Origin of the sequence: Actinoplanes derwentensis (assembly GCF_900104725.1) — a bacterium.
Lineage (GTDB): Bacteria > Actinomycetota > Actinomycetes > Mycobacteriales > Micromonosporaceae > Actinoplanes > Actinoplanes derwentensis.
The window spans coordinates 9203970-9226146 of record NZ_LT629758.1; the positions used below are offsets into that span (position 1 = coordinate 9203970).

The window sequence follows — 22177 nt, forward strand, 5'->3', positions numbered from 1 at the left end:
ACCCAAATGACCGTCCGTGCCCCGGCTCACTCCTGGTGGGTCGGGGCACGGACGGTCGGGTGCGCTTGGTCAGGTGCCGGTCGTTTCCTGCTGCCCGGTCGTGTCCTGCTGGGTTCCGGAGTCCGGCTGGGTGCCCTGCTGCTGGGTGCCCTGGTCGGTGCCGGAACCCTGCTGCGTGCCGGGCCCGCCGCCCTGCATCCCGCCGCCACCCGGCATTCCACCACCACTGCCCGGGCCGCCGCCGAAACCGCCACCCGGCCCGCCCTGCTGGGTGGTGCCGTCCTGGGTGGCCACGGCCGGAGTGGTACCGCCGAGCGCCGACATGATGCCCACGGTGATCCCGGAACTGGCGATCGCGGTGACCAGCACGGCGGCGATCAGGATGAGCTTCGGGCTCTTGGTGATCTTCGATCTACCGGCGGCGGGCGGCGGAGCCTGCCACTGGCCGGTCGGTGGCCCAGCCGGCGGCAGCGGCCCGACACCGGGCAGCCCAGCCGCCGGCGCCTCCACATTCGGCGCGGCGGCGATCGGCTCAGCCGGAACCGATGTGGCCGGAACCGATGTTGTCGGCACCGAGTCGGCCGGGACCGCGGTTGCCGAGATGGCCGGGGATGCCGGGAAAGGAGTCGCCGCCATCGAAGTCAGGATGGCGGTGTCGTCCTTGGGCGGGGTGTCATTCCAGCGAAGGGTGTCGTCCGCCCGAGGGGAGTCGTTCCCGCGAAGAGTCTCGTCGTCGCGAAGAGTGTCGTCCTGGTGAAGAGTGTCGTCCTTGCCGAGGGCGGATTCCTTGGGGGCGGTGATGATCGCGGTGGCGGTGGTGGGCTCGTCGGCGGTCTCCGCCCACGGGTCACGTGCCTCGGTGGGTGCCTCCGCGCCGGCGTGCACGGGGGAGACGGTGGTGAGCTGGTCGTTCGTTGTCATCGAGTGCTCCTAGGCAGGTCGGCGAAGACCATGGTGCGGAGCCAGGTTGTGCGGCTTCTGTGTCCCGATCAGGAAACCACTGTCAACAGGGGACGTTCGCTGTACGACCTCCCAGCCGCCCGCGATCCAGCCATTTCGGCCCGGCGCCCGGCCATTTCGTCCCGTGGCCCGGTCGCCACGTGCCGTGGCCCGGTCGCTTCGGCCCGGCGTCCGGTCGCCTCGGCGCTGGTTCGGTCGCCCCGAACCAGCGTCCGGGATATAGGGGTTTTGCCTGTTCGGGATAGGTGTCCGGGACTTTAGGGTTTTGACCTTTCGGGTGGATTCCCCGCGACTCGCGGCCGGTACTGCGGTGTGTCGCCGCCGTGCGAGATTGGCGGCCGTGTTCGACGAGGAGGCCCCCATGGATGACGCATTAGCCGCTTACGCTGCCGGCCACGCCGACGGTTCGGCCGGGCTCCGCAGCCTGGTCCATTCGGCGGATCCGGCGACCGGCCCCGACTACAAGGTGGGCGTGGCCGACGGCCGTATCGTCGCGTTCCAGGCCGAGCTGCTCGCCGAGGTCCGCCGCCTGATGGAATCGTCTTAGGCGCTCTGACCTGCGGCGGAGCACGGAAGTCGGGGGGTGCTTTGGCATCCGGTACGGGGCTCGGCTAATGTTTCATCCGTCGCCAGGGAAACCGGGCGCAGCAAGCGGACGTGGCGCAGTGGTAGCGCATCACCTTGCCAAGGTGAGGGTCGCGGGTTCGAATCCCGTCGTCCGCTCGGAGAAGGCTGTTGCTGATCCTTGCATCGGCCGCCTCGGTGGAGTGGCCGAGAGGCGAGGCAACGGCCTGCAAAGCCGTGTACACGGGTTCAAATCCCGTCTCCACCTCGCATTTGAGGGCGATTGGCGCAGCGGGAGCGCGCTTCCCTGACACGGAAGAGGTCACTGGTTCGATCCCAGTATCGCCCACCAAAGCCCCTGACCAGGGCAAACATGAATCGATAGTTGGCAGTTCAAGAACCGCCGCCGCCGTCAACGGTGCGTTGAGCAGCGGGTATGCCGCGACGGCATCCTGCAGCGGTTGGGACCGCGCTGGCTGACCGCACCGGACCGGGGATCGGCGGTGTTGAGAAGATCGCCCTCGATCGCCCTTTGCGGTCTCATCGAGACGCCGTCGACCTTGACGTGAAGGCGGCCGTTACACGCGGGAATCGGCGGTCACAGCTGAAGAGGCGCCCGTGGATTTGGGTGGGGCGCACTCCACGACGCATGGCGATGAGTCGGCGGCTTCATGAAGGTGACGGCACCTGGCCCGGCCGATCCCGCGCACGAGCCCTCAGGTCAGCTACAGGTTGGTCGACCCACCATGAGGAAACGCAGGCCCGATCGGCAGGGCCTGCGTTCGGCAGTCTAAGCGCCTGGCAATTGGAAGACTAGATAGTGTGCGGTTGGTAGATTAGCTGCATGGTCGAGTACCGGCGTCGCGTGCTGGATGACACATTGGACGAGTTGCAGCCACATCTGCGTGCTTTGTCCATCCACGGGCCGAAGGGCGTGGGTAAGACGGCGACGGCGATGCAGCGCGCCGTGTCGGTCGTCGATCTGAGTCTTCCTGCCCAGCGGGAGATCCTGGCGGCCGATCCCTCCGTTTTGACGCGTCTGCCCGGTCCGGTGCTGGTGGACGAATGGCAGCGGCTGCCGGAGGTGTGGGACCAGGTGCGCCACGCGGTCGACGCCGGTTCCCCGCCCGGTCATTAGAGCCGAGTTGGATGCGTATGTCGACAACGTGGTGCAGCGGGAGTTCCCCGAGCAGGGCTACCCGGTGCGCCGCCCGGCTGTGCTGCGCGCATGGCTTGCCACCTATGCCGCCGCGATGTCGACAACGACGGCCTACTCGAAGATCCTCGACGCGGCCACCGGAGGACTGACCAACAAGCCGGCCAAGGAGACCACACTCGCCTACCGCGATGCACTGTCGTCACTGTGGCTGCTCGACGAGATACCACCATGGATCCCCGGCCGTAACCACCTCGACCGGCTCGGCCAATCCCCTAAGCATCACCTTGCCGACCCGGCGCTGGCCGCGCGGCTGCTCGGGCTCGACGGCGCCGCGCTGCTGCGTGCCGAACAAGGCAGCACCAACCTGTCCGAGGGCACTATTCTCAGTGCCCTCTTCGAGCATCTCGTGGCGCTCAGCATCCACACCTACGCCGAAGCAAGCGAGGCTCGGGTCAGTCACCTACGAACTCGCAATGGTGATCACGAAGTGGACCTGATCATCCAGCACGCGGACGGCAGAGTTCTGGGTGTCGAGATCAAACTGGCCGACCGTGTCGAGGACACCGACGTCAAACACCTGCACTGGCTACGCGAGCGAATCGGCGAAAACCTGATCGACGCCATCGTCATCTATGCCGGTGAACGTGCCTATCGCCGCCGCGACGACGTTGCCGTCGTCCCGTTGGCACTACTCGGCCCGTGATGCGGACGGCGAGCACGGCACCCGCGTACCGGGGCTGCCCGTAGCGCGTGGTGGGCGAGAGCCAATGACAGTACCTATCGGCGGAGGCCCGGCAGCGTTCAGTTGCCGGGTAGGCCGTCATGATTCACCGGTAGTGCGGATGTCGGAGCCGCCCAGCGGTGGGATTCCGATGGACCAGTTCCCGTCAGGTGGGTGAAGATCTGGCGGTGGCTCTCGCCTATCACGACGTCGATCATCGAGACGTCGAACGGACCCTGCTCGCGGCCGGATGGACGCCGTGCGGGGCCGGCGACTGGGCGATCGCGCTGCGGTCACCGGGCGGCATGACTGCGGCGCGGATCAGTCCGTTCGACCCGACCGGTCCGGACAACGCGGCCCTGTATCGGCAGGCTGAACACACCCGTCAGGTTCCCCGGCTGTTCACGCACGATCGACTGGTTGGAGGCGGCGACCTGCGGGTGATGGAATGGCTGCTACCGGCAGCCGAGGCCGAGGCCGTGGCCTTCCATCAAGCAATCGCCACGCGAGCGCCGGAGGTTGCCGAGCTCGTTGACGTGGTGCGCCGGGTCCACGACCGGGCTCGGCTGGAGTTGCCCTGGTGCGGGCCGCTGGAATCACAACCCGGCCAACGTCATGCGGACCGTGGACGGCCGGCTTGTTGTCGTCGACCTGTTCTACGCCGACGGCCCGAACCTCTGCGCGAGTGCCGCGACGGATCCCGATCTGGTCGTGGCGAGGACTCCGGAAGCCGAGTGACGGTTCATGACCGAAATTCCCTTGGCCACCTCTGGGCCGTGGGAGACCGACGCGCGGGAAATGATGCGCACCGCGCTCGCGCTGGCCGACGCCCGCCCATCCGGCGCAGGTTGATGGGCCTCCGCTCATCGGCCAAGTCCGTGCACGTCACTGGGTGGTCGGGTGATTGAGGGGGACAAGGCGCGCCGGTGCTGATGGCGAAACGGGTCGGCAGGGTGGTACTACGCCGGGCGATACGCAATCGATCAGGGTGTGCGTCGGCGTACGGCCGATAGCGTCACGACTGGCCCTGAGCTGCGGGTATGTGGTTCTTGTTCTGCCAACTATGGTCCATGAGTAGTCGTTATCGAATCGGACGCCCTTTTGGGCGTCCGGTTCGATGGTTTCGATCTTTCGTGTCCGGCTATGGTCTCGCCCGGTCCGCCTCCCTGTGCGGGAGTGGCTGCCAGCGGTCAGCGCGTTCGTGTGTTGGCTCGGGGTGGGGCTGAGTGGGTGCGAGCCGGCTCGCGGCCCGGGTGGATCCGGATGCCCGAAGCGCTTGAAGGATATACAACGAAGTCGTATATTCCGAAATCGTGATACCTCAAACCGTGCCACCCGACTGGTCCGCCCTGCTCGCGTTACAACGGGCCACCCATGCCACCTTGCAGGTTCTTGCCGCCGAGCTCGTCGATCTCGATCTGACCGCCTCCGAGATCAACGCCATGGCCAACCTCGCCGACGGCCGTGGCCGCACCATCTCCGAACTCGGCAAGGCCGTGGGCGTCCGCCCCACGACACTCACCAGTGTCCTGGACCGCCTCGAACGACGCGGTCACATCACCCGAGGCAGCCGTCCGGGAGACCGTCGGGTCGTCGTTGTCGAGCTCACTTCAGATGGCCGCAAAGCCGCCACGGCAATCCGCGAGTCCATCGCCCGTATCGAGCACCGCGCGCTCGGCAGCCTGCCGGTCGGCGAGACGGTTGTCTTGCGACAGGCACTGGAAGCTCTGGCGGGGATGCTCTCATGACAACGTCCGGGCCGTCTTCATTAAGCGCCGGGGCATCGGTCTTCGAATCCTTGATGGTCCAGGTGATGGCCGCTGCCGGACAGTTCGGTCACCGAGAACATGTCCACCTGACGTGGCTGGCCGTGCGGCGTTACGGAGTATCTGAAGCGATCGACCTCATCAGCGACGGCATCCAGCGCACCGCGCGATATGCGGGCGCGCCGCAGAAATACCACGCAACGATCAGCCGGGCATGGGTCGAACTCATCGGGCACCACGCCTTTGACACCCAGCAACAGGACTTCGCCGGTTTTGCCGACCAGCATCCCGCCCTGCTCGACAAGCGCCTACTCACCCGCTTCTACCGCTCAACGACGCTGGCAAGCGCGCAGGCCAGGCAGGGCTGGATTCCGCCCGACCTCGCCCCGTTCCCCTGGCAGAATTCCGACGGCCAAGGGCCCAGGCATGGCTGACCACGATACGACCCGGCACGCGTCGGTCGCCTACTGAACAAAGGACGCACGCGTTACCAACTCGCATGATCACTTATCCGCTGCTCGGGCATGACAGTGCGTTATGCCGACGGCCGCGCCGGAGGCGGCCGGTCGAAACTGCCGCCTCCGGGGGCGTTCTACTTTTTCGTGAATGCCTGCACCTGGCACTCGAACTCGATCTGCTTCTCGTTCTCCGGCACGTTGGGGTTCTCCGAGTTCCAGGTCCACCCGTCGTCGGTCTCGATGATCGGCATGCCCTTACCTTGCATGCACTTCACTTGTTCGTGCCACTGCTGCTTGTAGTCCGGATTCTGGGCGGGATCCAACTCCGGGGCTCGGACAGGCTTCTTGGACGCACACGCGGCGGCTGCGGCGGCCGGTGGATCCCCATCCATGTACAGAGATCCGGCTGGTCCCTTACCCCCCACGGGCCTACGACGAACACAACGGCCTGCTCACCGAACAACTGATCACCCGCGCCCCGACCACCCCAGCCAACGTCCACCAGCAGAAATACCAATACGACCTGGTCGGCAACCTGACCCGGCAGACCACCAACCGCCTAGCCGGTGGCGTCAGCGAAACCCAATGCTTCAACTACGACGGACTACGCCGTCTCACCGAAGCCTGGACCGGAACCGACAACTGCGCCGTCACACCCACCGAGACCAGCCGTAGCACCATCGGCAACACCATCGGCTACAGCAGCGCCTACTGGACCAGCTGGGCCTTCGACGACCTCGGCCACCGCACCAGCCAGATCGAACGGTCCCTGACCGGCGGCACCGACACCACCACCACGTACAAGTACGACGAGAACGGCAAAAACCAACCGCACACCCTGACCAGCACCGGCACCACCGGTGGCCGGACCGGCTCGACCAGCTACGCCTACGACGTGGCCGGCAACACGACGAGTCGCACCACCTCGACCGGCACCCAGACCCTCGACTGGAACCACGCCGGCAAACTCGCCTCCGTCACCACCCCAACCGGATCCTCCACCAACGTCTACAGCCACACCGGTGACCTCCTGCTGGAAAAGAACCCCGGCAACGTCACGCTCTACCTCGGCAGCCAGCAGTTCACCCTCGACACCAGCACCAACGCCGTCACCGGGACCCGCTATTACAGCCTTCCCGGCGGCGGCAGTGTCATCCGCAACGGCGCCAGCTACAGTTTCGCCCTGCCGGACCTGCACGGCACACCCGACTTCTATCTGAACAACACCGCCCAGACACCGACCTGGCGTCAGTACACGCCTTACGGCGACCGACGTGGTGTGACGATCGAGATCCCCGATAACCGGGGCTTCCTGAACAAGACCCTCAACAGCACCACCGGCCTCATCCAGGTCGGCGCGCGGCAATACGACTCCACCATCGGCCGTTTCATCTCCCTCGACCCGATCCAAGACCTGGCCGTCCCTCAGCAGTGGAACGGCTACGCCTACGCCAACAACAGCCCCACCGCCTTCTCCGACGTCACCGGCCTGAACTGGGACTGGAATCCCGGTGGCGGCAGCGGCGGCAGCGGCACCAGTTCCCCTCCCGCGGAGTCCGGCAAGACCGGCAGCAGTTCCACCGAGCGATACACCAAAACCATCGCTGCCGACGGCCTCTCCATGATCAAGGGATCTTGGGAAGGCATCGTCACCCAAGCGAGCTGCGCACCGCTAGTACTGCTACGGCGGCTCGTAGCTTCCGAGCGTGCTGAGTCGTTTGCGGTAGTGGGCAGTTCGGGCGCGGTGGTTGCAACGTCGTCGGAAGTTCGACCAGGCCAAGGCATGCTTGGTGGTGTTCTTCGCGGTCAGGATCAGGACGGCGAGTAGGTGTCTGATCTCTTTGACGGTCAGTGGGATCAGGCCGTCCTGGCCGTGGTCGCCGGTGGTGCCCCCTTTTCGGCTTCGCGGGCGCGGGTGATGGTCAGGAACGCGGCGGCGGCCATGGACAGGGTGATGTGGGCGTACCAGGCGTCGTAGCGGCGGAACTGGTACTGGTCCATGCCGGCCTCGTTCTTCGCGATCTGGAACGATTCCTCGACCGCCCACCTCGCGCCCGCCGTGGCCACCAGCCTGCGCAGCCGGGTGCCGCGCGGGCCGAAGCACACGTAGTACGCCAGTTCGCCGCTGCTGATGCTGCGCCGGGCCAGCACCCAGCCACGCCGGCCATGCTCGAACTCGGTGCGGATCGGGACACTCGTCCAGTCGTAGACACGCGGGCCGTGGGCGCCGTCACCGCAGGACATCCGCCGCCAGGCCCCGGCCCGGACCTTGCCGATCAACGCGTCGACGCGGGTGGTGGTGTGCAGCCCGGACGCGACCTCATGATCCTTACGGGTGGCCAGCACATAGTGAATGTCCTGCTGTTCACACCATTCGCGCAGTGCCCGGTTCTGGCCGTACGCCTCGTCGCCGGTGAACCAGGCGAACGGCACCTTCGCGTCGACCGCACGTTCCAGCATGGACCTGGCCTGCTCGGGTTTGGTGGCGAACGGGACGTCGTCGCCGATGTGCGCACGCCGGCACCGGTCCCGGTCGTCGGTCCAGGACTTCGGCAGGTACAACTCCCGGTCGACGTGTGCCCGCCCATGCCGGGTGTGGTAGGTCAGGAACACCCCGAGCTGGCAGTTGTCGATCTTCCCGGTCGTTCCGGTGTACTGCCTTTGAACACCGGCCGATGATCTTCCCTTCTTGATGAAGCCGGTCTCGTCAGCGACCAGCACCCCGGCCTCATCGCCGATCGCCGCCACCAGCGCGGACCGCACCTCATCACGCAGCTTGTCCCGGTCCAGACACCGGCTGACCAGCAAACCCTGCATCTTGTCCGGCGTCGCGTCACCGGCATGCTCGGCCAGACTCCAGCCACTACGCCGCTCGATCGGCGCCATCAACCCCCGCAGATACTTCCACGCCTGCCACCGGACATCCGCCCGGCTGAACCAATGCGAAAACCCCAGGAAGAAATCCCAGAGGTCATCGTCCCAGCCGCCTACCTGTTCAGCCGTCACCACGCCCAGCAAACGATTCAGAACCACACGAAGTGGCGACCCGCCGTTGCAGTACTAGGCCTGCTGGTGTCCTGGGGAACCTGCAAGGCCAGGCTCGACACGCAGGCTCACGAGGCCGTTGCGTCGGGGCTCCTGCTCGGCGACGTGGCCAACTGCGTAGTCCACGAAGAGGGTTGCGCAAAAGCCCAGGAACAGGTCGGTTGCGGCAGCGGCTGGGGCGGCGCAGAGTGCGCCGGCCACGCCACGGTGGCAGTCGTAAGCACCCTGCTCGGAATTGTCACCAAAAAGATCCCGAAGCTAAAATTCGGCAACAAGGGCGACTCGGATTCCCCCAAGACGCCCTCTCTTGAAGCCTGCGTCACCCCTGGCCCCAATAGTTTTTCTGCTACCACGGCAGTGCTGATGGCAGACGGCACCGCCAAGGCGATGGAAGATATCCAGGTCGGTGATGAGGTCCTCGCAACTGACCCGGAAACAGGCGAGGAAGGTCCACGAAAAGTCGAGAAGGTGTGGGTCCACAACGACGACCTATACATCCTGACCATCGACGGCCAGCGACTCACGACAACAGAAGACCACCCTTTCTGGAACGAATCCGATCAGGAGTGGCAGAAGGCAGAATCGCTCGGCGCAGGCGAACTCACCCGCACCGTCAAGGGCACGGCCCGGGTAGACGGATTCGACTACTCGGAGCACACCTTCGCCCCCGCCTACAACCTCACCGTCGCCGACATCCACACGTACTATGTGCTCGCCGGCAAAACCCCGGTGCTGGTGCACAACCAAGGTGACACACCGAAACCGGGCCAGGCCTATCTCTGGCGGGCTGTTACTGGTGCTGAATACGTAGACATCTCGAAGAATCGCGCCTGGAATAGTCCTCAGGGGGTCAAGTACTTCTCGTTCAGCGAGCGGGGGGCAGATTCAGGCAGTCGAAGCATTTTCCTCTACGAGTTCGGCGAATATCTCGGAGGGCTTCTTCCAATTGTGGATCTTACGGGGTCGGTCATTGATTTCGGAAGCCACCATTGCCAGGTATTTCGGATCTGATGTGATCGGGACGCCTTTCGGGAAGTACTCGCGCAGGATGCGGTTCGCGTTCTCGTTGCTGCCGCGCTGCCATGGTGAGTGCGGGCGGGCGAAGTAGACCGGCAGCCCGGCGGCGGTGATCCGTGCGTGTCCGGCCATCTCGGAGCCGCAGTCCCAGGTCAGCGAGCGGGCGATCTGTGGCGGCAGCGTTCCGGCGGCGGCGATCACCGCGTCGCCGACGGTCAGCGCGTCGCGTCCGGTCAACGGGACCAGGACCAGCATCCGGGAGGTCCGCTCGACCAGGGTCGCGACTGCGGACCTGCCGGCCTTGCCGATCACGAGGTCGCCTTCCCAGTGGCCGGGCACCTGCCGGTCCTCGACCTCGGCGGGGCGTTCGTCGAGGTAGCGGGGCTCACGGATCCGCGGGGCCGGGGCCGGGCGGGGGCCCGAACGGCGGGCGGTCCGGCCGGTGCGCAGCTTCAGCAGTTCCCGAGCCAGGGCGGACACCGGCTGGGCGTAGACCCACTGGTAGATCGCTTCGTGTGACACCCGTACAGCCTGATCGTCGCGGTAGTCGCGCGGCAACCGGCCCGCGATCGACGCCGGCGACCAGCCGCCCTTGAGCAGCTGCGTGACCACCGTCCGCAGCCGTGGTGACCGGTCGACCGCGTACGCCTTCGGCCGCAACCGACCGGTCAGCGCCAACTGGTCCGCAGTCACGGCCCGGTACTCCGCCCGGCCGCCGTGGCGGGCCACGTCCCGTGAGACCACCGACGGGTTCCGGCTGATCAGCCGGGCAATCTCCTTGAATTCCAGGCCCTCGGCCAAGCCACGGGAGATCTCTTCACGATCGACCAGGGTCAACATGTTGCGCACGGCGGGCATCCTGTCCCACCGACCCATCAAGATCAAATGCTACGACTGACTGAACTCGCCGGGTGCTGCTGAGTATGCGAGGAGGGCGTACGCTGCCTACCCGGAAGAAGGGGCGTATACGATGATTCGAACCAGCGTCAAAGTTGCGGATCTGCCGGAGGCTGCGCGTATGACGTATACCGCAGACGTCATCGACGGTGGCGTGGCTCTCAATAACGACGAGCTTAAGATTCTGGGTAGGCCGTCAATCATGACGTCAATGAGCACGGGCTTGGGCTGCAAGTGAAATACGTCATCGCCGCCGCGGCGGAAGTTGTCGTGAACTCGTGTCAAGAGTTCATGGGGGTAAGGGAAGGGCTTGAGTTTCGTTCGGGGTCTGTGCGCGATACCGGTTGGGATTGCCGTGCCGCAGTCGTGAGCTTCGCGCTTGCTCATGATCGTTATGGAGGTAGGCCAGTAATCGGCTTGGCTCAGGCGCTAGTGAATGAGCGGGCCGATGGGGCACCTGAGTTGATCCTTGCGACTCCCCCTATTCCGCTCGCTGCCGCTTCCGAATCGCCAACTGATGCTGACGTTCAAATGCACGTGCTCGCATCTCTAAGAGCCTGCATTGCGGCCTTCGTTGATGCTTGCGGTGATTCTGCAGAGGCCAAGATACTCATCCATTTAGAGGCTGCGGGTTTTGACCGCTCTGATCTGACACCGACGCTGAGTGCGCTAGTCGAATTCTTGGAAAGTAGAAGGTGATTCTTCAACGCCTGCCCTCGATCTAGTTCCTTCTCGAAGAACCGATGATTATGGCGCTGAGCCAAGGAGGGCGTTGTGGGTTGACGCCAGGGCAACCTGGTCGTGTTTGGGTGGGCGGCGACTACGCAGGGTGGTGGAATCCTGTAGAGGTTTGCTGCTGATCGCTTGGGTTGCCGTCACGGTTGCCGTCAATGGCTGCTGCATGTCGACTTCTATCGATACCCTGGACCCGGTTGTAGCGTCTTGGAGGCTGCTCGATGTGTAGTGCGCCCCCCTGGGCGGCCTCCAAGGCGATCGTCACGTCGGTCTGTGTTCGGCGGGTGCGTTTCTCCCTGAGTGACCTGTGATGTTCATCGATGTTCGATCGTTGTGTTCTTCGAGGGCTGGTTGGTATGGGTTGGCTGACCGGTTTTCGGTGGGGGTGAGCGGGTGGATGGCGATCAGATCATGCGGTTACTCGCCGAGCGTGAGGCGGCGGCTCGGGTCGAGTGGCTGCGGTTGGAAGAGGAAGCCGCGCGGATCGCCGGGTTGATCGAGGCGTGTCGGCGGGAGATCGAACGTCTGACCGTCACGCGTGAGGTGTTGTCCGGGCTGGTCACCGGAGCGGCGGAGCCGGTGCCGGCAGCGTCCGTCCCGGCCCTGGACGGGGAGTTCGCGGATCAGTTGCTGGCGATCCTCGCCGAGGCGGGCCGGCCGCTGCGATGCCGGGAGGTCGTCGCGGTCATGGGTGAGAATCCGTCGGTGGCCCGGCATGGTGAGCGGGTCCGGCACCGGTTGAAGAAGCTGGTGACGGCCGGGCGCGTGCGCGAAGTGGAGCCGGGGCTGTTCACTCTCACGGCTGGTTCCGGCCCCTCTTCGGGGTGACCCGGTCGGGATGGCTCCAGCACGATGGTGGGTCTTCCTGGGCGGGCTGGGTTTATCGAAGAACCGGCCGACCCGAGGAAGACCCGATGGCACCATATCCCTGCCCCGGGCCCGGCAACGCCGCTTATGCCGTGTCCCGGGCCTTGTTCGACGTATTGATCACCCGCCTGGGTGACCCGCTGATGGCGACGCGGCCGGAACACGCGGTGGAGGAGTTCATCGCCGGCGCGGGCCGTGATGTGCTGCGCCAGGCGTTGCAGGATCACCTCGACGCCCGTGCCGCCGCGGAACAGCGGCTGCCCGAGGTGACCGGCGCCGACGAGGTGACCCGGCGGCGGGCCGAGCCGGGGCATACCCGGCTGCTGTCGACCACCCTCGGCCCGGTCGAGGTCACCCGGATCGCCTACCGCCATCCGGGGGTGTCCAATCTGCACCCGGCAGATGCCCGGCTCGCGCTGCCCGAAGGCTGGTACTCGTTCCCGCTGCAACAAGCCGTGATCCACGAGAGCGTGACCGGCGCGTTGCGGCAGGCCCACGATGGTCTGGACCGGATCCTCGGGACACGGATCGGCACCCGGCAGCTGATGCAGATCACCACCGACGCCGCCCGAGACGTGCGTGACTTCTATGCCCAGCACCCCGTTCCCGCCCGGGCTGTTCAGCCCGGCAACCCGGCGGGGCCGCGGGATCTGCTCGTGCTCAGCATCGACGCCACCGGCATCAACATGATCGATTCCGGGTTGCGGGACAGCTCACCGGTCCGTGACGACGGGCCGCAACCGCCGTCGGCCCAACTGTCCTGCCGTGAACGCACCGGCCGGACCCGCATGGCCGTGGTCACCGCCGTCTATGACGCCGCACCCGCGGTCCGCAGCCCCGCCGACGTCATGCCCACCGGCGCCGCCGAACGCGCCACCCGCCGGCCCGGGCCGAAAGCCGTCAACCGTCAGGTCGACGCGTCGATCGTCGATTCCACCGCCCCGATGACCACCAGACTGTTCGACCGGGCCGAGCAACGCGACCCGCACCACCTGCGCCGCTGGATCGTGCTGGTCGACGGCAACAACCACCAGATCGACCGGATCAACGCCGAAGCCCACGCCCGCGGCGTGCGGATCAACCTGATCCTCGACTTCGTCCACGTCCTGGAATACCTCTGGAAAGCCGCCGACGACCTGCACCCCACCCACCCAGCCCGGCCGCGCCGCCTTCGTCGCCCGCACCGCCCGCGACCTGCTCGAACACCATCCCGCCCGGGTCATCGCCGACTTGAAAAGCCAGCACGACACCGTCACCGCGACCGGCGATACCGCACCCGGGCTGAAACGCTGCATCGACTACCTCACCGCGAAACAGCCCTACCTCATCTACCGCATCGCGCTGACCATGGGCTGGCCCATCGCGACCGGCGTCATCGAGGGCGCATGCCGCTACCTGGTCAAAGACCGCCTCGCGATCACCGGCGCCCGCTGGAGCCTGCCCAGCGCCGAAGCCGTCCTGCTACTCCGAACAGTGATCACCAACGGCGACTTCGACGCCTACTGGAAGTACCACCTCCAGCAAGAACACCAACGCACCCACACCAGCCACTACCAGCACCAATACGACCTCGCCGCTTGACCAAGATCGCGAAAGTCACTCAGAGAGAAACGCACCCTAGGAACGCTGTGCTTCGACGGCCGCCCCGACCGCCTGGGAGAGCTGCCGCAGCACCGGGAATCCGGGGGTCTGCGACCGGCCCGGCACGGCGACATAGACCGGCGGCCGGTCGACCCGGAGCCGGGCCGCCGCGACCGCGACGACCGTCTCGTCGACGGGCCAGTCGATGACGTCCCAGTCGGCCGGCTCGTCACTGCGCACCAGTGAACCGACGGTGACCGGAGGCCCGGAGACCGCCCACCGGCGTACGGCAGCCGGCCCGTTCTCGTGTTGAGGGAGGCGGGATTCGATCCGTGGGCCGACCGGGACTGGCGCCGGTTGAGTCCGGAAGAGGACCTGTCAGCGGTATCGAAACTCCATGAACTGATCACCGAATTCCTGGAAGCCGCGTTGGCGGCGGTCTCCGCGTGTGACGGGGGCCACCCCTGACGTCATGCAGCCCGCATGGGTGCGGCACGAACCCTAGGAGAGGGTGGCCGCCTGCATGTCGACGTTGCCGCAGCTCGGGTGGAAGGTGTCGGTGGCCTTCCAGGTCAGGGTCAGTTTGCTGCCGGCGGGGGCGCGGAACCGGATCTCGAAACGGTTGGTGCTGATCGCCTCGCGGTTCTCCAGGGTGCTGGTTCGGGTGAGGCCGTTCAGGGTGGTCGTCAGGCGGCCGGAGGCCATCCACACACCGGCGTAGAGGCGCAGCGTGCGGGTCTCGGGGCCGGCCGGCACCCGGAGGGTGAAACCGGAGCCCTCACCGCAGGCGTAGACGCCGGTGGGGGTGCGGGTGGCGGAACCGGTCGGGCGGCCGCCGGTCCAGGTGAACAGTTGCGGGTTGTTCTCGTAGCGGCCCCGGCCGCCGGTGGTGCCGAGGTCCTCGATCGAGTTCCCGTCGCCCCGCCGGTTGATCGACGTCGCGTCGGTCAGGCCGAAGTGCGCCCAGTCCCGGGTGCCTTCGGCGCTCAGGTCGACGAGCGCGGGAACCGAACCGGCGGTGAGGGTCAACGCTGGTTTCACCGGGGCCGGGGCCGGGGCCGGAGCTGTCGTCGGTGGGCGCGGAGTGGTCGTCCGCGGTGCCGGGAGCGTGCTGGTGGACGGGCTCGGGGACGGCGTCGAGGGCTCCAGCGAGATGGTCGCCTCGCCGGGTGTCGACAGCGCCCAGGAGGCGTCCGGGTCGGCGGGCCACGCCGGGCCGGGTGCGGCGGCAGGCAGTCTGGTCGTCGCCGGGTCGCCGCCGACCGTCTGCGCGATGGCGATGACCGTGACGGTTCCGGCGGCGGCCGCCACGGCCAGGCGCCACCAGCGGCGCCGGGCACGGTGGCGACCGATCAGGGCGTCGGCGGCGGCAGTCTCCAGCGGTGTGCCGGTGGGTTGGAGGGGGCCGGCGGGCAGGGCGCGGGCGGCTGGACGGCCAGGCAGTGCGGGAGCGCTCCCACTTGTTTCCTCGCCCGGTGCGAGCCATCCGCCGATCCGTAGTCGGCTGGATCGTTCACCTCTCCGGTCAGACACTGTGGCGAACTCCCCAGGTAGTCCGGACGTCAGCACCGAATCGCGCCTAACATACGGCCTTCGCCGACGGCTGTCGATCACCCGTCGTGCGGTTTATTTTTGAACTTTCTTAACAGATGCCTTGACTCCGGGTCCGCGGATCTAGTTGAGTCGATGTACCTCTCATCCCCCTCGTTCTGGTACGTACCGAGACGTACGGAAGGTGAAGCATGCCCAGAAAACGGGTTTTGTCGATCATGGCGACGATCGGTGTCGCGGTGGCCGGTGTCGCCGCCGCGATCCTGCCGATGACCGCGTCGAACGCGGCCGAGTCGTGCGTCGCGGCGTACAGCGGCTCGGCGGTCTACACCGGAGGCCAGCGGGCCTCGTACAGCGGGCACAACTGGACCGCCAAGTGGTGGACCCAGGGCGAGACGCCCAGCACCGGCGGCTCCGGCGTGTGGAGTGACAACGGCGCCTGCGGTGGTGGCACGACCACCCCGCCGCCGTCCACGAACTGCAACCACCCGAACTGGGTGGCCGGGCAGTTCTATGCGGCCGGCGCGATCGTGAAGTACACCAACGGGCAGTATTACCAGGCCAGCCATGAGAACCCGGGTTACGACCCGGTGATCAGCACCTGGTACTGGTCGCCGTACACCTGCTCCGGTGGCACCACCCCGCCGCCCGGGAACACCAGTGGCTTCCCGGTGAGCGAGGCGCAGTTCAACCAGATGTTCCCGAGCCGGATCGCGTTCTACTCGTACGCCGGTCTGATCGACGCCGTGAAGAAGTTCCCGGCGTTCACCGCCACCGGTAGTGACACCGTGAAGAAGCAGGAGGCCGCGGCCTTCCTCGCCAACGTCAACCACGAGTCCGGCGGCCTGGTCTACGTCGAGGAGATCAACCAGGCGAACTGGCCGCTGTACTGCGACCGGAACCAGTCCTACGGTTGCCCGGCCGGGCAGAGCGCCTACCACGGTCGTGGCCCGATCCAGTTGAGCTGGAACTTCAACTACAAGGCGGCCGGTGACGCCCTCGGCATCGACCTGCTCAACAATCCGGACCGGGTCAAGAACGAGACGTCGGTGGCCTACCAGACGGCCGTCTGGTACTGGATGACCCAGCGCGGGCCCGGCACGATGACCCCGCACGAGGCGATCGTCAACGGCCGCGGGTTCGGCGAGACGATCCGCAGCATCAACGGTTCGCTGGAGTGCAACGGCGGCAATCCGGGTCAGGTGCAGAGCCGGGTCGACGCGTACAACCGCTTCGCCGCGATTCTCGGGGTGACCCCCGGGGGCAACCTGTACTGCTGACTCCGGAAAGACCTGAGAGGCCGGTGGACGTCCCGCCGGCCTCTCTCGTGTCGGTCAGCTGATCAGTTCGGCCGCGGTGTCCAGATCGGACCGGTCGACGGCAGCCGTCGAGCCGAAGACCGAGACGGCCTGGTAGTAGATCCAGGCCAGGCTCAGGCAGGCCGGGCGGACGGCGGGTGAGTAGGTGGCGCACTTGCGCTTCAGGTCGGCGTGGAAGGCGTCGTCGATCCGGTCCTTGGCGGCGCTGGTGAAAGCGCCGGCCGCCTTGTGGTTGCGGTAGCCGAAGTCGTGGCGGTGGCAGGAGAGCCGGAAGTCGAAACCGAGCGGCCGGTCGGGGCTGGCCGAGCAGTAGTCGGTGCCCCAGTCGAAACCGTAGGACTGCCAGTCGTCCGGGTCCTGCCGGGCCGCGTTCCACTTGGCGTAGGAGGCCGCGGTGGTCTGGGTGAACGAGGAGAGGGTGGCGGCCTTTCCGGCGGCGTGGGCGGGGGCGGCCACACCCAGGGTCACGACCAGGGCGAAGACAAGGGCGAGAAAGGCCGGAAGGCGACGGCGGGGTACGGGCATCGGGGCACTCCTTCGGGCGGCGCGAGCGCTCAGGCTACCGGCGGCAACTGAACGATCATTAAGTCAACGGCCCGATTCCGGTTACCCCGTGGAAAAGGGCGCACCGGGGTGCCCGAATGGTGGTAGCCCGGCCGGGGGAGACCGGGGCCACAGAAATGAGTGTCTGCGCAGCTCAGGGCACCTGCTAAGGGTGACCTAAGTCTGGTTTGGGGGAATTGTCGAGGGGGGTCGCATTGAGCTGAACCTAGGTTGAGGTTTTAGAGTCTTGGCGGCCTGTCCTCGATCATGGCTGACGGATTCGAAGCTACGAGATTGGAAGCAACCATGAACCGCCCCCTGCGGGTTGCTGTCATCGGTGCCGGTCCGGCCGGTATCTACGCCGCTGACCACCTCATCAAGGCATCGGAGACGGTCACCGTCGACATCTTCGACAAGCTTCCCACTCCGTACGGCCTGATCCGGTACGGCGTGGCACCCGACCACCCCCGGATCAAGGAGATCGTCAAGGCCCTGTTCCGGATCCTGGACAACCCGCGGATCCGGTTCATCGGCAACGTCTCCTACGGCGTGGACGTCAAGCCGGAGGAACTGAGCCGCTTCTACGACGCCACGGTGATCTCCACCGGCGCCGAGAAGGACCGCGCTCTCGACATCCCGGGCATCGACCTGCAGGGCAGTTTCGGTGGCGCCGACTTCGCCTCCTGGTTCAACGGCCACCCGGACGTGCCGCGCGAGTGGCCGCTGGAGGCCAAGGAGGTCGCCGTCATCGGCGCCGGCAACGTCGCCGTCGACGTCGCCCGGATCCTCGCGAAGACCGCCGACGAGCTACTGGTGACCGAGATCCCGGACAACGTCTACCAGGAGCTCAAGAAGAGCCCGGTCACCGACGTGCACGTCTTCTCCCGCCGCGGCCCGGGGCAGGTCAAGTTCACCCCGCAGGAGCTGCGCGAGCTGGACCACTCGCCGAACGTCGAGGTGATCGTCCACCCTGAGGGCATCGAGTTCGACGAGGCGAGCCTCCAGGCGATGCGCGACACCCGGCACATCAAGATGTGTGTCGACATCCTGCAGAACTGGGCCGTCCGCGACCCGCGGGACCGGCCGCGCCGCCTGCACCTGTACTTCCTGCAGGCCCCGGTCGAGGTGCTCGGCGAAGACGGCAAGGTCGTCGGCCTGCGCACCGAGACGCAGGAGCTGACCGGTGACGGCTGGGTGCGCGGCACCGGCGAGTTCACCGACTGGGACGTGCAGGCCGTCTACCGGGCGGTCGGCTACCTCAGCAGCGCGCTGCCGGACCTGCCGTTCGACACCCGCACCGGCACCATCCCGCACGCCGCCGGCCGGGTCATCGACCTGGACGGCGAGCACATCCCCGGCGTGTACGTGGCCGGCTGGATCAAGCGTGGCCCGGTCGGCCTGATCGGCCACACCAAGGGCTGCTCCGGCGAGACCGTCGCCAGCCTGATCGCGGACCAGGCGCAGGAGCGGCTGCCGCTCGCGCCGGAGGGCGACGACCAGGGTGCCGTGGTGACCTACCTGGAGCAGCGTGGTCTGCCGATCACCACGTGGGCCGGCTGGCAGTTGCTGGACGCGTTCGAGATCGCGCTCGGCCAGCCGGACGGCCGCAACCGCGTCAAGGTCGTCGACCGCGACGAGATGACTCGCATCTCCCGCGGCTGACAGTCAGCGACACCAAGCAGGGCCGGGGCGTGCTGCCCCGGCCCTGCTTCGTGTCAGGTGTGTCAGACCGCGAAACCGCGGTGCCTGCGGAACAGCTTGCGGGCCATGAACACGGTCTGGGCGACGGTGAAGATGTAGAGGATCGGCCAGCCGAGCGACAGGATCGCCGACTGGATCTCGACACTCTGCTGGGTCCACGCGTAGGTCGCGGTCGCGACGATGGCCACCAGGACCACCAGCGGCATGACGTACGCCGAACCCTTGCCCTTCTCGGCGTTGGCCTGAGCGGCCCAGTTGTCCTTGTCGCTCTGGGCGAGGAACTGCGCCCACGCCGACACGAAGTGCCCCATCCGGACCCACATGTACATCTCCGCGGGCAGGGCCAGAGCGGCGTACAACAGGTCGGAGGCGCTCTTGTCCTTCATCGCCAGCGCCAGCCGCAGGTTCAGCAGCGCCGCGACCGCCGGCGGGATCAGCCAGATCGGGTTGAACACGAACGCGCCGATCGACAGCGACGCCACCAGCAGCAGCAGGAAACCCAGCCGCGAACCGATGTTGAACAGCATCGCGATGTTCTCGTACCAGCGCAGCCGCAGGTTGGGGTGGAACGGCTGGCCCTTGTTGTCACCACGCTGGCCCGGCCAGAACAGGTCGATCGCGCCGAAGTTCCACTTCACCTGCTGACCGTGCAGCGCCCGCAGGTTGGTCATCGGGCCGACGTACGCCCGAGCCGAGGCACTGATCTTCGTACTGAAGCCGGCGTCCTTGATCTGCAGCGACAGCTTGCTGTCCTCGACCTCACTGTCACGCACCCAGGGCGCCTGCTGGTGGTGGCGGACCATCACCATCTCCAGCGCCCGCACGTTGAACAGGCTGCACTGGCCGCCGAGCACCGCCATGTTGCGCCCGCGCAGCAGGTTGTCCATGTTGAAGGCGCCGAACTGGGCCCGCTGCCCGGCGATCAGGAACCGGGCCATCAGCCCCCGGAAGCGGTCCTTGTCGATGCTGTAGATGGCGCTCAGCCCGCCGATGCGCGGGTCGTCGGTCATCTCCAGTTCGAGCCGTTCCACGGTGTCGCGGCTGAGCGTGGTGTCACCGTCCACACCGAGGATGTAGTCGTACCCCCGGGAGAGGAAGTAGCCGTAGTTCAGGGCCCCGACCTTCTTGTCGGGGTTGACGCCCATGTCGTGGACGTGCACCTGGGTGACGAACTTGGTGCCCTTCACCGTACGGGTGTGCTCGCCCTCGAAGGTCCGGGCGATCTCCGGGGTGTCGTCGTCGGTGTTGTTGATGATGACGTGGATGACGTCCGGCATCCGGGTCTGGGCCAGCAGGCTCCGCAGGACGTCGCCGATCGTGTCCTGCTCGTTGTAGCAGGGGATGATGCAGCTGATCGTGGCGTGCCGGGGCCCGCCGGCCGCGGCGGCGGCGATCTCGCCGGAGACGGTCTCGACCGCTTCCAGTTCGGCCAGCCGGGGGACCGGCGGCAGGGCCATCGGGCCGGCTTTGGCGCTGCGGGGCAGCAGGATCTGGCGATCGCCGGAGCGGCGTAGGCCGGGAACGGTCTCAGTCATCGGTGGCACCGTCCTTGACCAGCGGCAGGGTGAGGGAGTCCAGAGCGGTGGACCGGTAGTAGGTGTCCGCCTCCGGAGCGGTCTCCACCAGGAGATCCATCCGGACGGTCAGCGTGAGCGCGGTGGCGCCCGCGGTGGCGGCCGGCAACGTCACCACCGTGTTGTAGGGGTAGGGCGGGGTGACGTCGAACTTGCCGTTGTCGGTGCGCACGTTGGCCCGTGCCGCACCGTCGTCCTGGGTCACCTGGAAAGTGCTGACCGTGACGCGCTGCTTGCCGTCGGTGTCCTCGATGTGGGCCGCGATGTTGAGGGTCTTGTTCGACCCGGCGGTGTAGAGCTTCGCGTTGTCGGAGGTCCAGTAGGTCAGCGTGACCGTGAAAGCGCCCTGCTTGACACGATGGACGACCGAGCCGGTGTCCAGTGGGCCGCTCGCCCGGACCGGCTTCTCCGCCGCGGCGCTGCTGCTGACCGACACCGACACCGATGGGGACGGTTCGGTGCTGGGATCGTTTGTCGAACTCTTGCCGAGCAGCGGTGTGCTGCTGCTGGTCAGCTCCTGGAAGCTGGCGCAGCCGGCCAGGCTGCCACACAGCACGGCGGCCATCAGGCCGACGGCCGCACTTCGGGGGAGGCGCACGGATGCCCCTTCGCTTGGGGTTCGGAGGGCTGGTACGGGCGGGGGACGACGGCCTGATCAGGCAGGGGTCGGCGGTTCAAGTCGGCGCCCCGGCGCCCCAGTTGAGGAATCCGCGGGAGGTTGTCTAAGAAGTGCTTAAGAGCGGGAGGTATTTGTACGAATTTGTGGCTGATGGTGAAATTCGCGTCCCGGAAACGATCAGAACTCTCATGGGCAATTCCTAGGAATCGCTTCTAAGTTCGATGGATGAAGACTCTGGCGGTCGTGCCGTGATGACGGTGCTCCGCCCGGATGGTTCCGCGACCCCGGAGCCCGTTCCGGAGGAGCCGAAGAGGCGGTTCAGCACCGCCTGGAACACGCCCGAGCTGCGCCGCAGACTGTTCATCGGCGCCATCGTGATCTGGGCTGTCGCGATCACGGTGCTGGTGGCCGTACGCGGCGGGGGTGACGACCAGACACCGGCCGCGGCCGGCCCGACGGCCTCGCCCTCCGCATCGGACGCGCCCCTGTCCGTCGCCGAGGTCTATCAGACCCTCACCCCGTCGGTGGTGCTGATCCAGACCACCGGACACGACTCGCAGGATCGCCTGGAAGCCGGCACCGGCACCGGCGTGATCGCCAACGCCGACGGCACCATCATCACCGCGAACCACGTGGTCGACGGCGCCGAGTCGATCCGCCTGGTCTACGCCGACGGCACCCGCTCCACCGCGGAGGTCGCCAGCGCCGACCCCACCCAGGACATCGCCACCCTCACCCCACAGCAGCTCCCGGAGACCCTGGTCCCGGCCGTGCTCGGCGGCGGCGCGGCGGTCGGTGACGACGTGGTGGCGATCGGCAACCCGCTCGGCCTGACCTTCAGCACCACCAGCGGCGTCGTCTCCGGGACCGACCGGGACAGCGGTGACATCGAAGGCCTCATCCAGTTCGACGCCGCGGTCAACCCGGGCAACTCCGGCGGCCCGCTGATCAACGACCGCGGTCAGGTGATCGGCATCGTCATCGCGCTCGTCAACCCGAGCGGCGCGGGCACCTTCATCGGCATCGGTCTCGCCGTCCCGATCGGCGCGGCCCTCGGCGGCGGCGAGGGCGAAGGCCAGTCCCCGCCACTGTGACAAACC

At 66.9% G+C, this 22177-nt stretch carries 21 protein-coding genes, 3 tRNA genes and 1 pseudogene; 16 read left to right on the plus strand and 9 right to left on the minus strand.

The annotated features are described in order from the left end of the window. Positions 1 to 69 precede the first annotated feature (69 nt). A complete protein-coding gene (locus tag BLU81_RS41200) occupies positions 70 to 921 on the minus strand; it encodes a hypothetical protein (RefSeq protein WP_092554256.1) in 852 nt (283 codons plus the stop codon). A gap of 400 nt (positions 922 to 1321) precedes the next feature. Here BLU81_RS41200 and BLU81_RS41205 point away from each other — a divergent pair, with 400 nt between their 5' ends. The 10 genes from BLU81_RS41205 to BLU81_RS41245 all read left to right on the plus strand — a co-directional run bounded on the left by BLU81_RS41205 (position 1322) and on the right by BLU81_RS41245 (position 7456). Next, on the plus strand, positions 1322 to 1507 hold the full coding sequence (locus tag BLU81_RS41205) for a hypothetical protein (protein ID WP_092558369.1): 186 nt from the start codon (positions 1322 to 1324) through the stop codon (positions 1505 to 1507). A 104-nt stretch (positions 1508 to 1611) separates the two neighbouring features. Further along, positions 1612 to 1683: transfer RNA gene (locus BLU81_RS41210), tRNA-Gly, on the plus strand. 38 nt (positions 1684 to 1721) lie between these two features. Further along, positions 1722 to 1792, plus strand: a tRNA-Cys gene (locus BLU81_RS41215). A 9-nt stretch (positions 1793 to 1801) separates the two neighbouring features. Then, a tRNA-Val gene (locus BLU81_RS41220) sits at positions 1802 to 1876 on the plus strand. Between the two features lie 492 nt (positions 1877 to 2368). Beyond that, complete coding sequence (locus BLU81_RS50025; protein WP_197686031.1) at positions 2369 to 2662, plus strand: ATP-binding protein; 294 nt, start codon at positions 2369 to 2371, stop codon at positions 2660 to 2662. 7 nt (positions 2663 to 2669) lie between these two features. Beyond that, entirely contained in the window at positions 2670 to 3386 is a 717-nt protein-coding gene (locus BLU81_RS41225; RefSeq protein WP_197686032.1) for an ATP-binding protein, read from the plus strand. Between the two features lie 633 nt (positions 3387 to 4019). After that, the gene (locus tag BLU81_RS51710; protein ID WP_269460968.1) at positions 4020 to 4142 is read left to right on the plus strand and encodes a hypothetical protein; all 123 of its coding nucleotides are present in this window, start codon (positions 4020 to 4022) and stop codon (positions 4140 to 4142) included. 590 nt (positions 4143 to 4732) lie between these two features. Beyond that, the gene (locus BLU81_RS41230) at positions 4733 to 5152 is read left to right on the plus strand and encodes a MarR family winged helix-turn-helix transcriptional regulator (protein ID WP_231953754.1); all 420 of its coding nucleotides are present in this window, start codon (positions 4733 to 4735) and stop codon (positions 5150 to 5152) included. Further along, a complete protein-coding gene (locus BLU81_RS41235; protein WP_231953755.1) occupies positions 5149 to 5604 on the plus strand; it encodes a hypothetical protein in 456 nt (151 codons plus the stop codon). The genes BLU81_RS41230 and BLU81_RS41235 overlap by 4 nt, the downstream gene beginning before the upstream one ends. A 400-nt stretch (positions 5605 to 6004) precedes the next feature. After that, positions 6005 to 7456, plus strand: coding sequence for an RHS repeat-associated core domain-containing protein (locus tag BLU81_RS41245; protein WP_231953756.1), 1452 nt, complete (start codon positions 6005 to 6007; stop codon positions 7454 to 7456). A 29-nt stretch (positions 7457 to 7485) separates the two neighbouring features. Here BLU81_RS41245 and BLU81_RS41250 read toward each other — a convergent pair whose 3' ends face one another. Next, positions 7486 to 8583, minus strand: coding sequence for an IS701 family transposase (locus BLU81_RS41250; RefSeq protein ID WP_092557431.1), 1098 nt, complete (start codon positions 8581 to 8583; stop codon positions 7486 to 7488). On the opposite strand from BLU81_RS41250, the pseudogene BLU81_RS51855 reads away from it, so the two are divergent. After that, positions 8569 to 9408: pseudogene (locus BLU81_RS51855) on the plus strand (polymorphic toxin-type HINT domain-containing protein); the annotation flags it as partial. The gene BLU81_RS41250 and the pseudogene BLU81_RS51855 sit on opposite strands and share 15 nt — an antisense overlap. Positions 9409 to 9558: 150 nt before the next feature. On the opposite strand, the gene BLU81_RS51140 reads toward BLU81_RS51855, so the two are convergent. Further along, complete coding sequence (locus tag BLU81_RS51140) at positions 9559 to 10530, minus strand: IS30 family transposase (protein WP_231954745.1); 972 nt, start codon at positions 10528 to 10530, stop codon at positions 9559 to 9561. A 1185-nt stretch (positions 10531 to 11715) separates the two neighbouring features. Between BLU81_RS51140 and BLU81_RS41265 the strand changes: the two genes are divergently transcribed. Beyond that, entirely contained in the window at positions 11716 to 12150 is a 435-nt protein-coding gene (locus tag BLU81_RS41265; RefSeq protein ID WP_092554269.1) for a hypothetical protein, read from the plus strand. A 752-nt stretch (positions 12151 to 12902) separates the two neighbouring features. On the opposite strand, the gene BLU81_RS41270 is transcribed toward BLU81_RS41265, so the two are convergent. Further along, entirely contained in the window at positions 12903 to 13331 is a 429-nt protein-coding gene (locus BLU81_RS41270; protein WP_157751997.1) for a hypothetical protein, read from the minus strand. An 88-nt stretch (positions 13332 to 13419) separates the two neighbouring features. On the opposite strand from BLU81_RS41270, the gene BLU81_RS41275 reads away from it, so the two are divergent. After that, positions 13420 to 13770 (plus strand): hypothetical protein, encoded by a 351-nt coding sequence (locus BLU81_RS41275; protein WP_092554275.1) that lies wholly within the window; start codon positions 13420 to 13422, stop codon positions 13768 to 13770. Between the two features lie 36 nt (positions 13771 to 13806). On the opposite strand, the gene BLU81_RS41280 is transcribed toward BLU81_RS41275, so the two are convergent. Both BLU81_RS41280 and BLU81_RS41285 read right to left on the minus strand, forming a co-directional pair. Beyond that, on the minus strand, positions 13807 to 14010 hold the full coding sequence (locus BLU81_RS41280) for a hypothetical protein (protein ID WP_092554278.1): 204 nt from the start codon (positions 14008 to 14010) through the stop codon (positions 13807 to 13809). A 261-nt stretch (positions 14011 to 14271) separates the two neighbouring features. Then, positions 14272 to 15303, minus strand: coding sequence for a hypothetical protein (locus BLU81_RS41285; protein WP_157751998.1), 1032 nt, complete (start codon positions 15301 to 15303; stop codon positions 14272 to 14274). Between the two features lie 209 nt (positions 15304 to 15512). Between BLU81_RS41285 and BLU81_RS41290 the strand changes: the two genes are divergently transcribed. Continuing rightward, on the plus strand, positions 15513 to 16601 hold the full coding sequence (locus BLU81_RS41290) for a glycoside hydrolase family 19 protein (protein WP_092554284.1): 1089 nt from the start codon (positions 15513 to 15515) through the stop codon (positions 16599 to 16601). 54 nt (positions 16602 to 16655) lie between these two features. On the opposite strand, the gene BLU81_RS41295 is transcribed toward BLU81_RS41290, so the two are convergent. After that, positions 16656 to 17165, minus strand: a complete 510-nt coding sequence (locus BLU81_RS41295; RefSeq protein WP_092554287.1) for a phospholipase — start codon at positions 17163 to 17165, stop codon at positions 16656 to 16658. A gap of 324 nt (positions 17166 to 17489) precedes the next feature. Between BLU81_RS41295 and BLU81_RS41300 the strand changes: the two genes are divergently transcribed. Continuing rightward, positions 17490 to 18845, plus strand: a complete 1356-nt coding sequence (locus BLU81_RS41300; RefSeq protein ID WP_172890715.1) for an FAD-dependent oxidoreductase — start codon at positions 17490 to 17492, stop codon at positions 18843 to 18845. 62 nt (positions 18846 to 18907) lie between these two features. Here the strand turns inward: BLU81_RS41300 and BLU81_RS41305 are convergent, their stop codons facing one another. Further along, positions 18908 to 20419 carry a glycosyltransferase family 2 protein gene (locus tag BLU81_RS41305; protein ID WP_092554290.1) on the minus strand — a complete coding sequence of 504 codons (1512 nt, stop codon included), beginning with the start codon at positions 20417 to 20419 and terminating at the stop codon, positions 18908 to 18910. Beyond that, positions 20412 to 21056 carry a hypothetical protein gene (locus tag BLU81_RS41310; protein WP_092554293.1) on the minus strand — a complete coding sequence of 215 codons (645 nt, stop codon included), beginning with the start codon at positions 21054 to 21056 and terminating at the stop codon, positions 20412 to 20414. The genes BLU81_RS41305 and BLU81_RS41310 overlap by 8 nt, the downstream gene beginning before the upstream one ends. A gap of 272 nt (positions 21057 to 21328) precedes the next feature. Here BLU81_RS41310 and BLU81_RS41315 point away from each other — a divergent pair, with 272 nt between their 5' ends. Beyond that, entirely contained in the window at positions 21329 to 22171 is an 843-nt protein-coding gene (locus BLU81_RS41315) for a S1C family serine protease (RefSeq protein ID WP_092554297.1), read from the plus strand. Positions 22172 to 22177: the final 6 nt, after the last annotated feature.

Coding starts and splice junctions, on each gene's coding strand:
- BLU81_RS41200 (WP_092554256.1), bottom strand. CDS start 921: ATGACAACGAACGACCAGCTCACCACCGTCTCCCCCGTGCACGCCGGC.
- BLU81_RS41205 (WP_092558369.1), top strand. CDS start 1,322: ATGGATGACGCATTAGCCGCTTACGCTGCCGGCCACGCCGACGGTTCG.
- BLU81_RS50025 (WP_197686031.1), top strand. CDS start 2,369: ATGGTCGAGTACCGGCGTCGCGTGCTGGATGACACATTGGACGAGTTG.
- BLU81_RS51710 (WP_269460968.1), top strand. CDS start 4,020: ATGCGGACCGTGGACGGCCGGCTTGTTGTCGTCGACCTGTTCTACGCC.
- BLU81_RS41235 (WP_231953755.1), top strand. CDS start 5,149: ATGACAACGTCCGGGCCGTCTTCATTAAGCGCCGGGGCATCGGTCTTC.
- BLU81_RS51140 (WP_231954745.1), bottom strand. CDS start 10,530: ATGTTGACCCTGGTCGATCGTGAAGAGATCTCCCGTGGCTTGGCCGAG.
- BLU81_RS41290 (WP_092554284.1), top strand. CDS start 15,513: ATGCCCAGAAAACGGGTTTTGTCGATCATGGCGACGATCGGTGTCGCG.
- BLU81_RS41295 (WP_092554287.1), bottom strand. CDS start 17,165: ATGCCCGTACCCCGCCGTCGCCTTCCGGCCTTTCTCGCCCTTGTCTTC.
- BLU81_RS41300 (WP_172890715.1), top strand. CDS start 17,490: ATGAACCGCCCCCTGCGGGTTGCTGTCATCGGTGCCGGTCCGGCCGGT.
- BLU81_RS41305 (WP_092554290.1), bottom strand. CDS start 20,419: ATGACTGAGACCGTTCCCGGCCTACGCCGCTCCGGCGATCGCCAGATC.
- BLU81_RS41315 (WP_092554297.1), top strand. CDS start 21,329: ATGACGGTGCTCCGCCCGGATGGTTCCGCGACCCCGGAGCCCGTTCCG.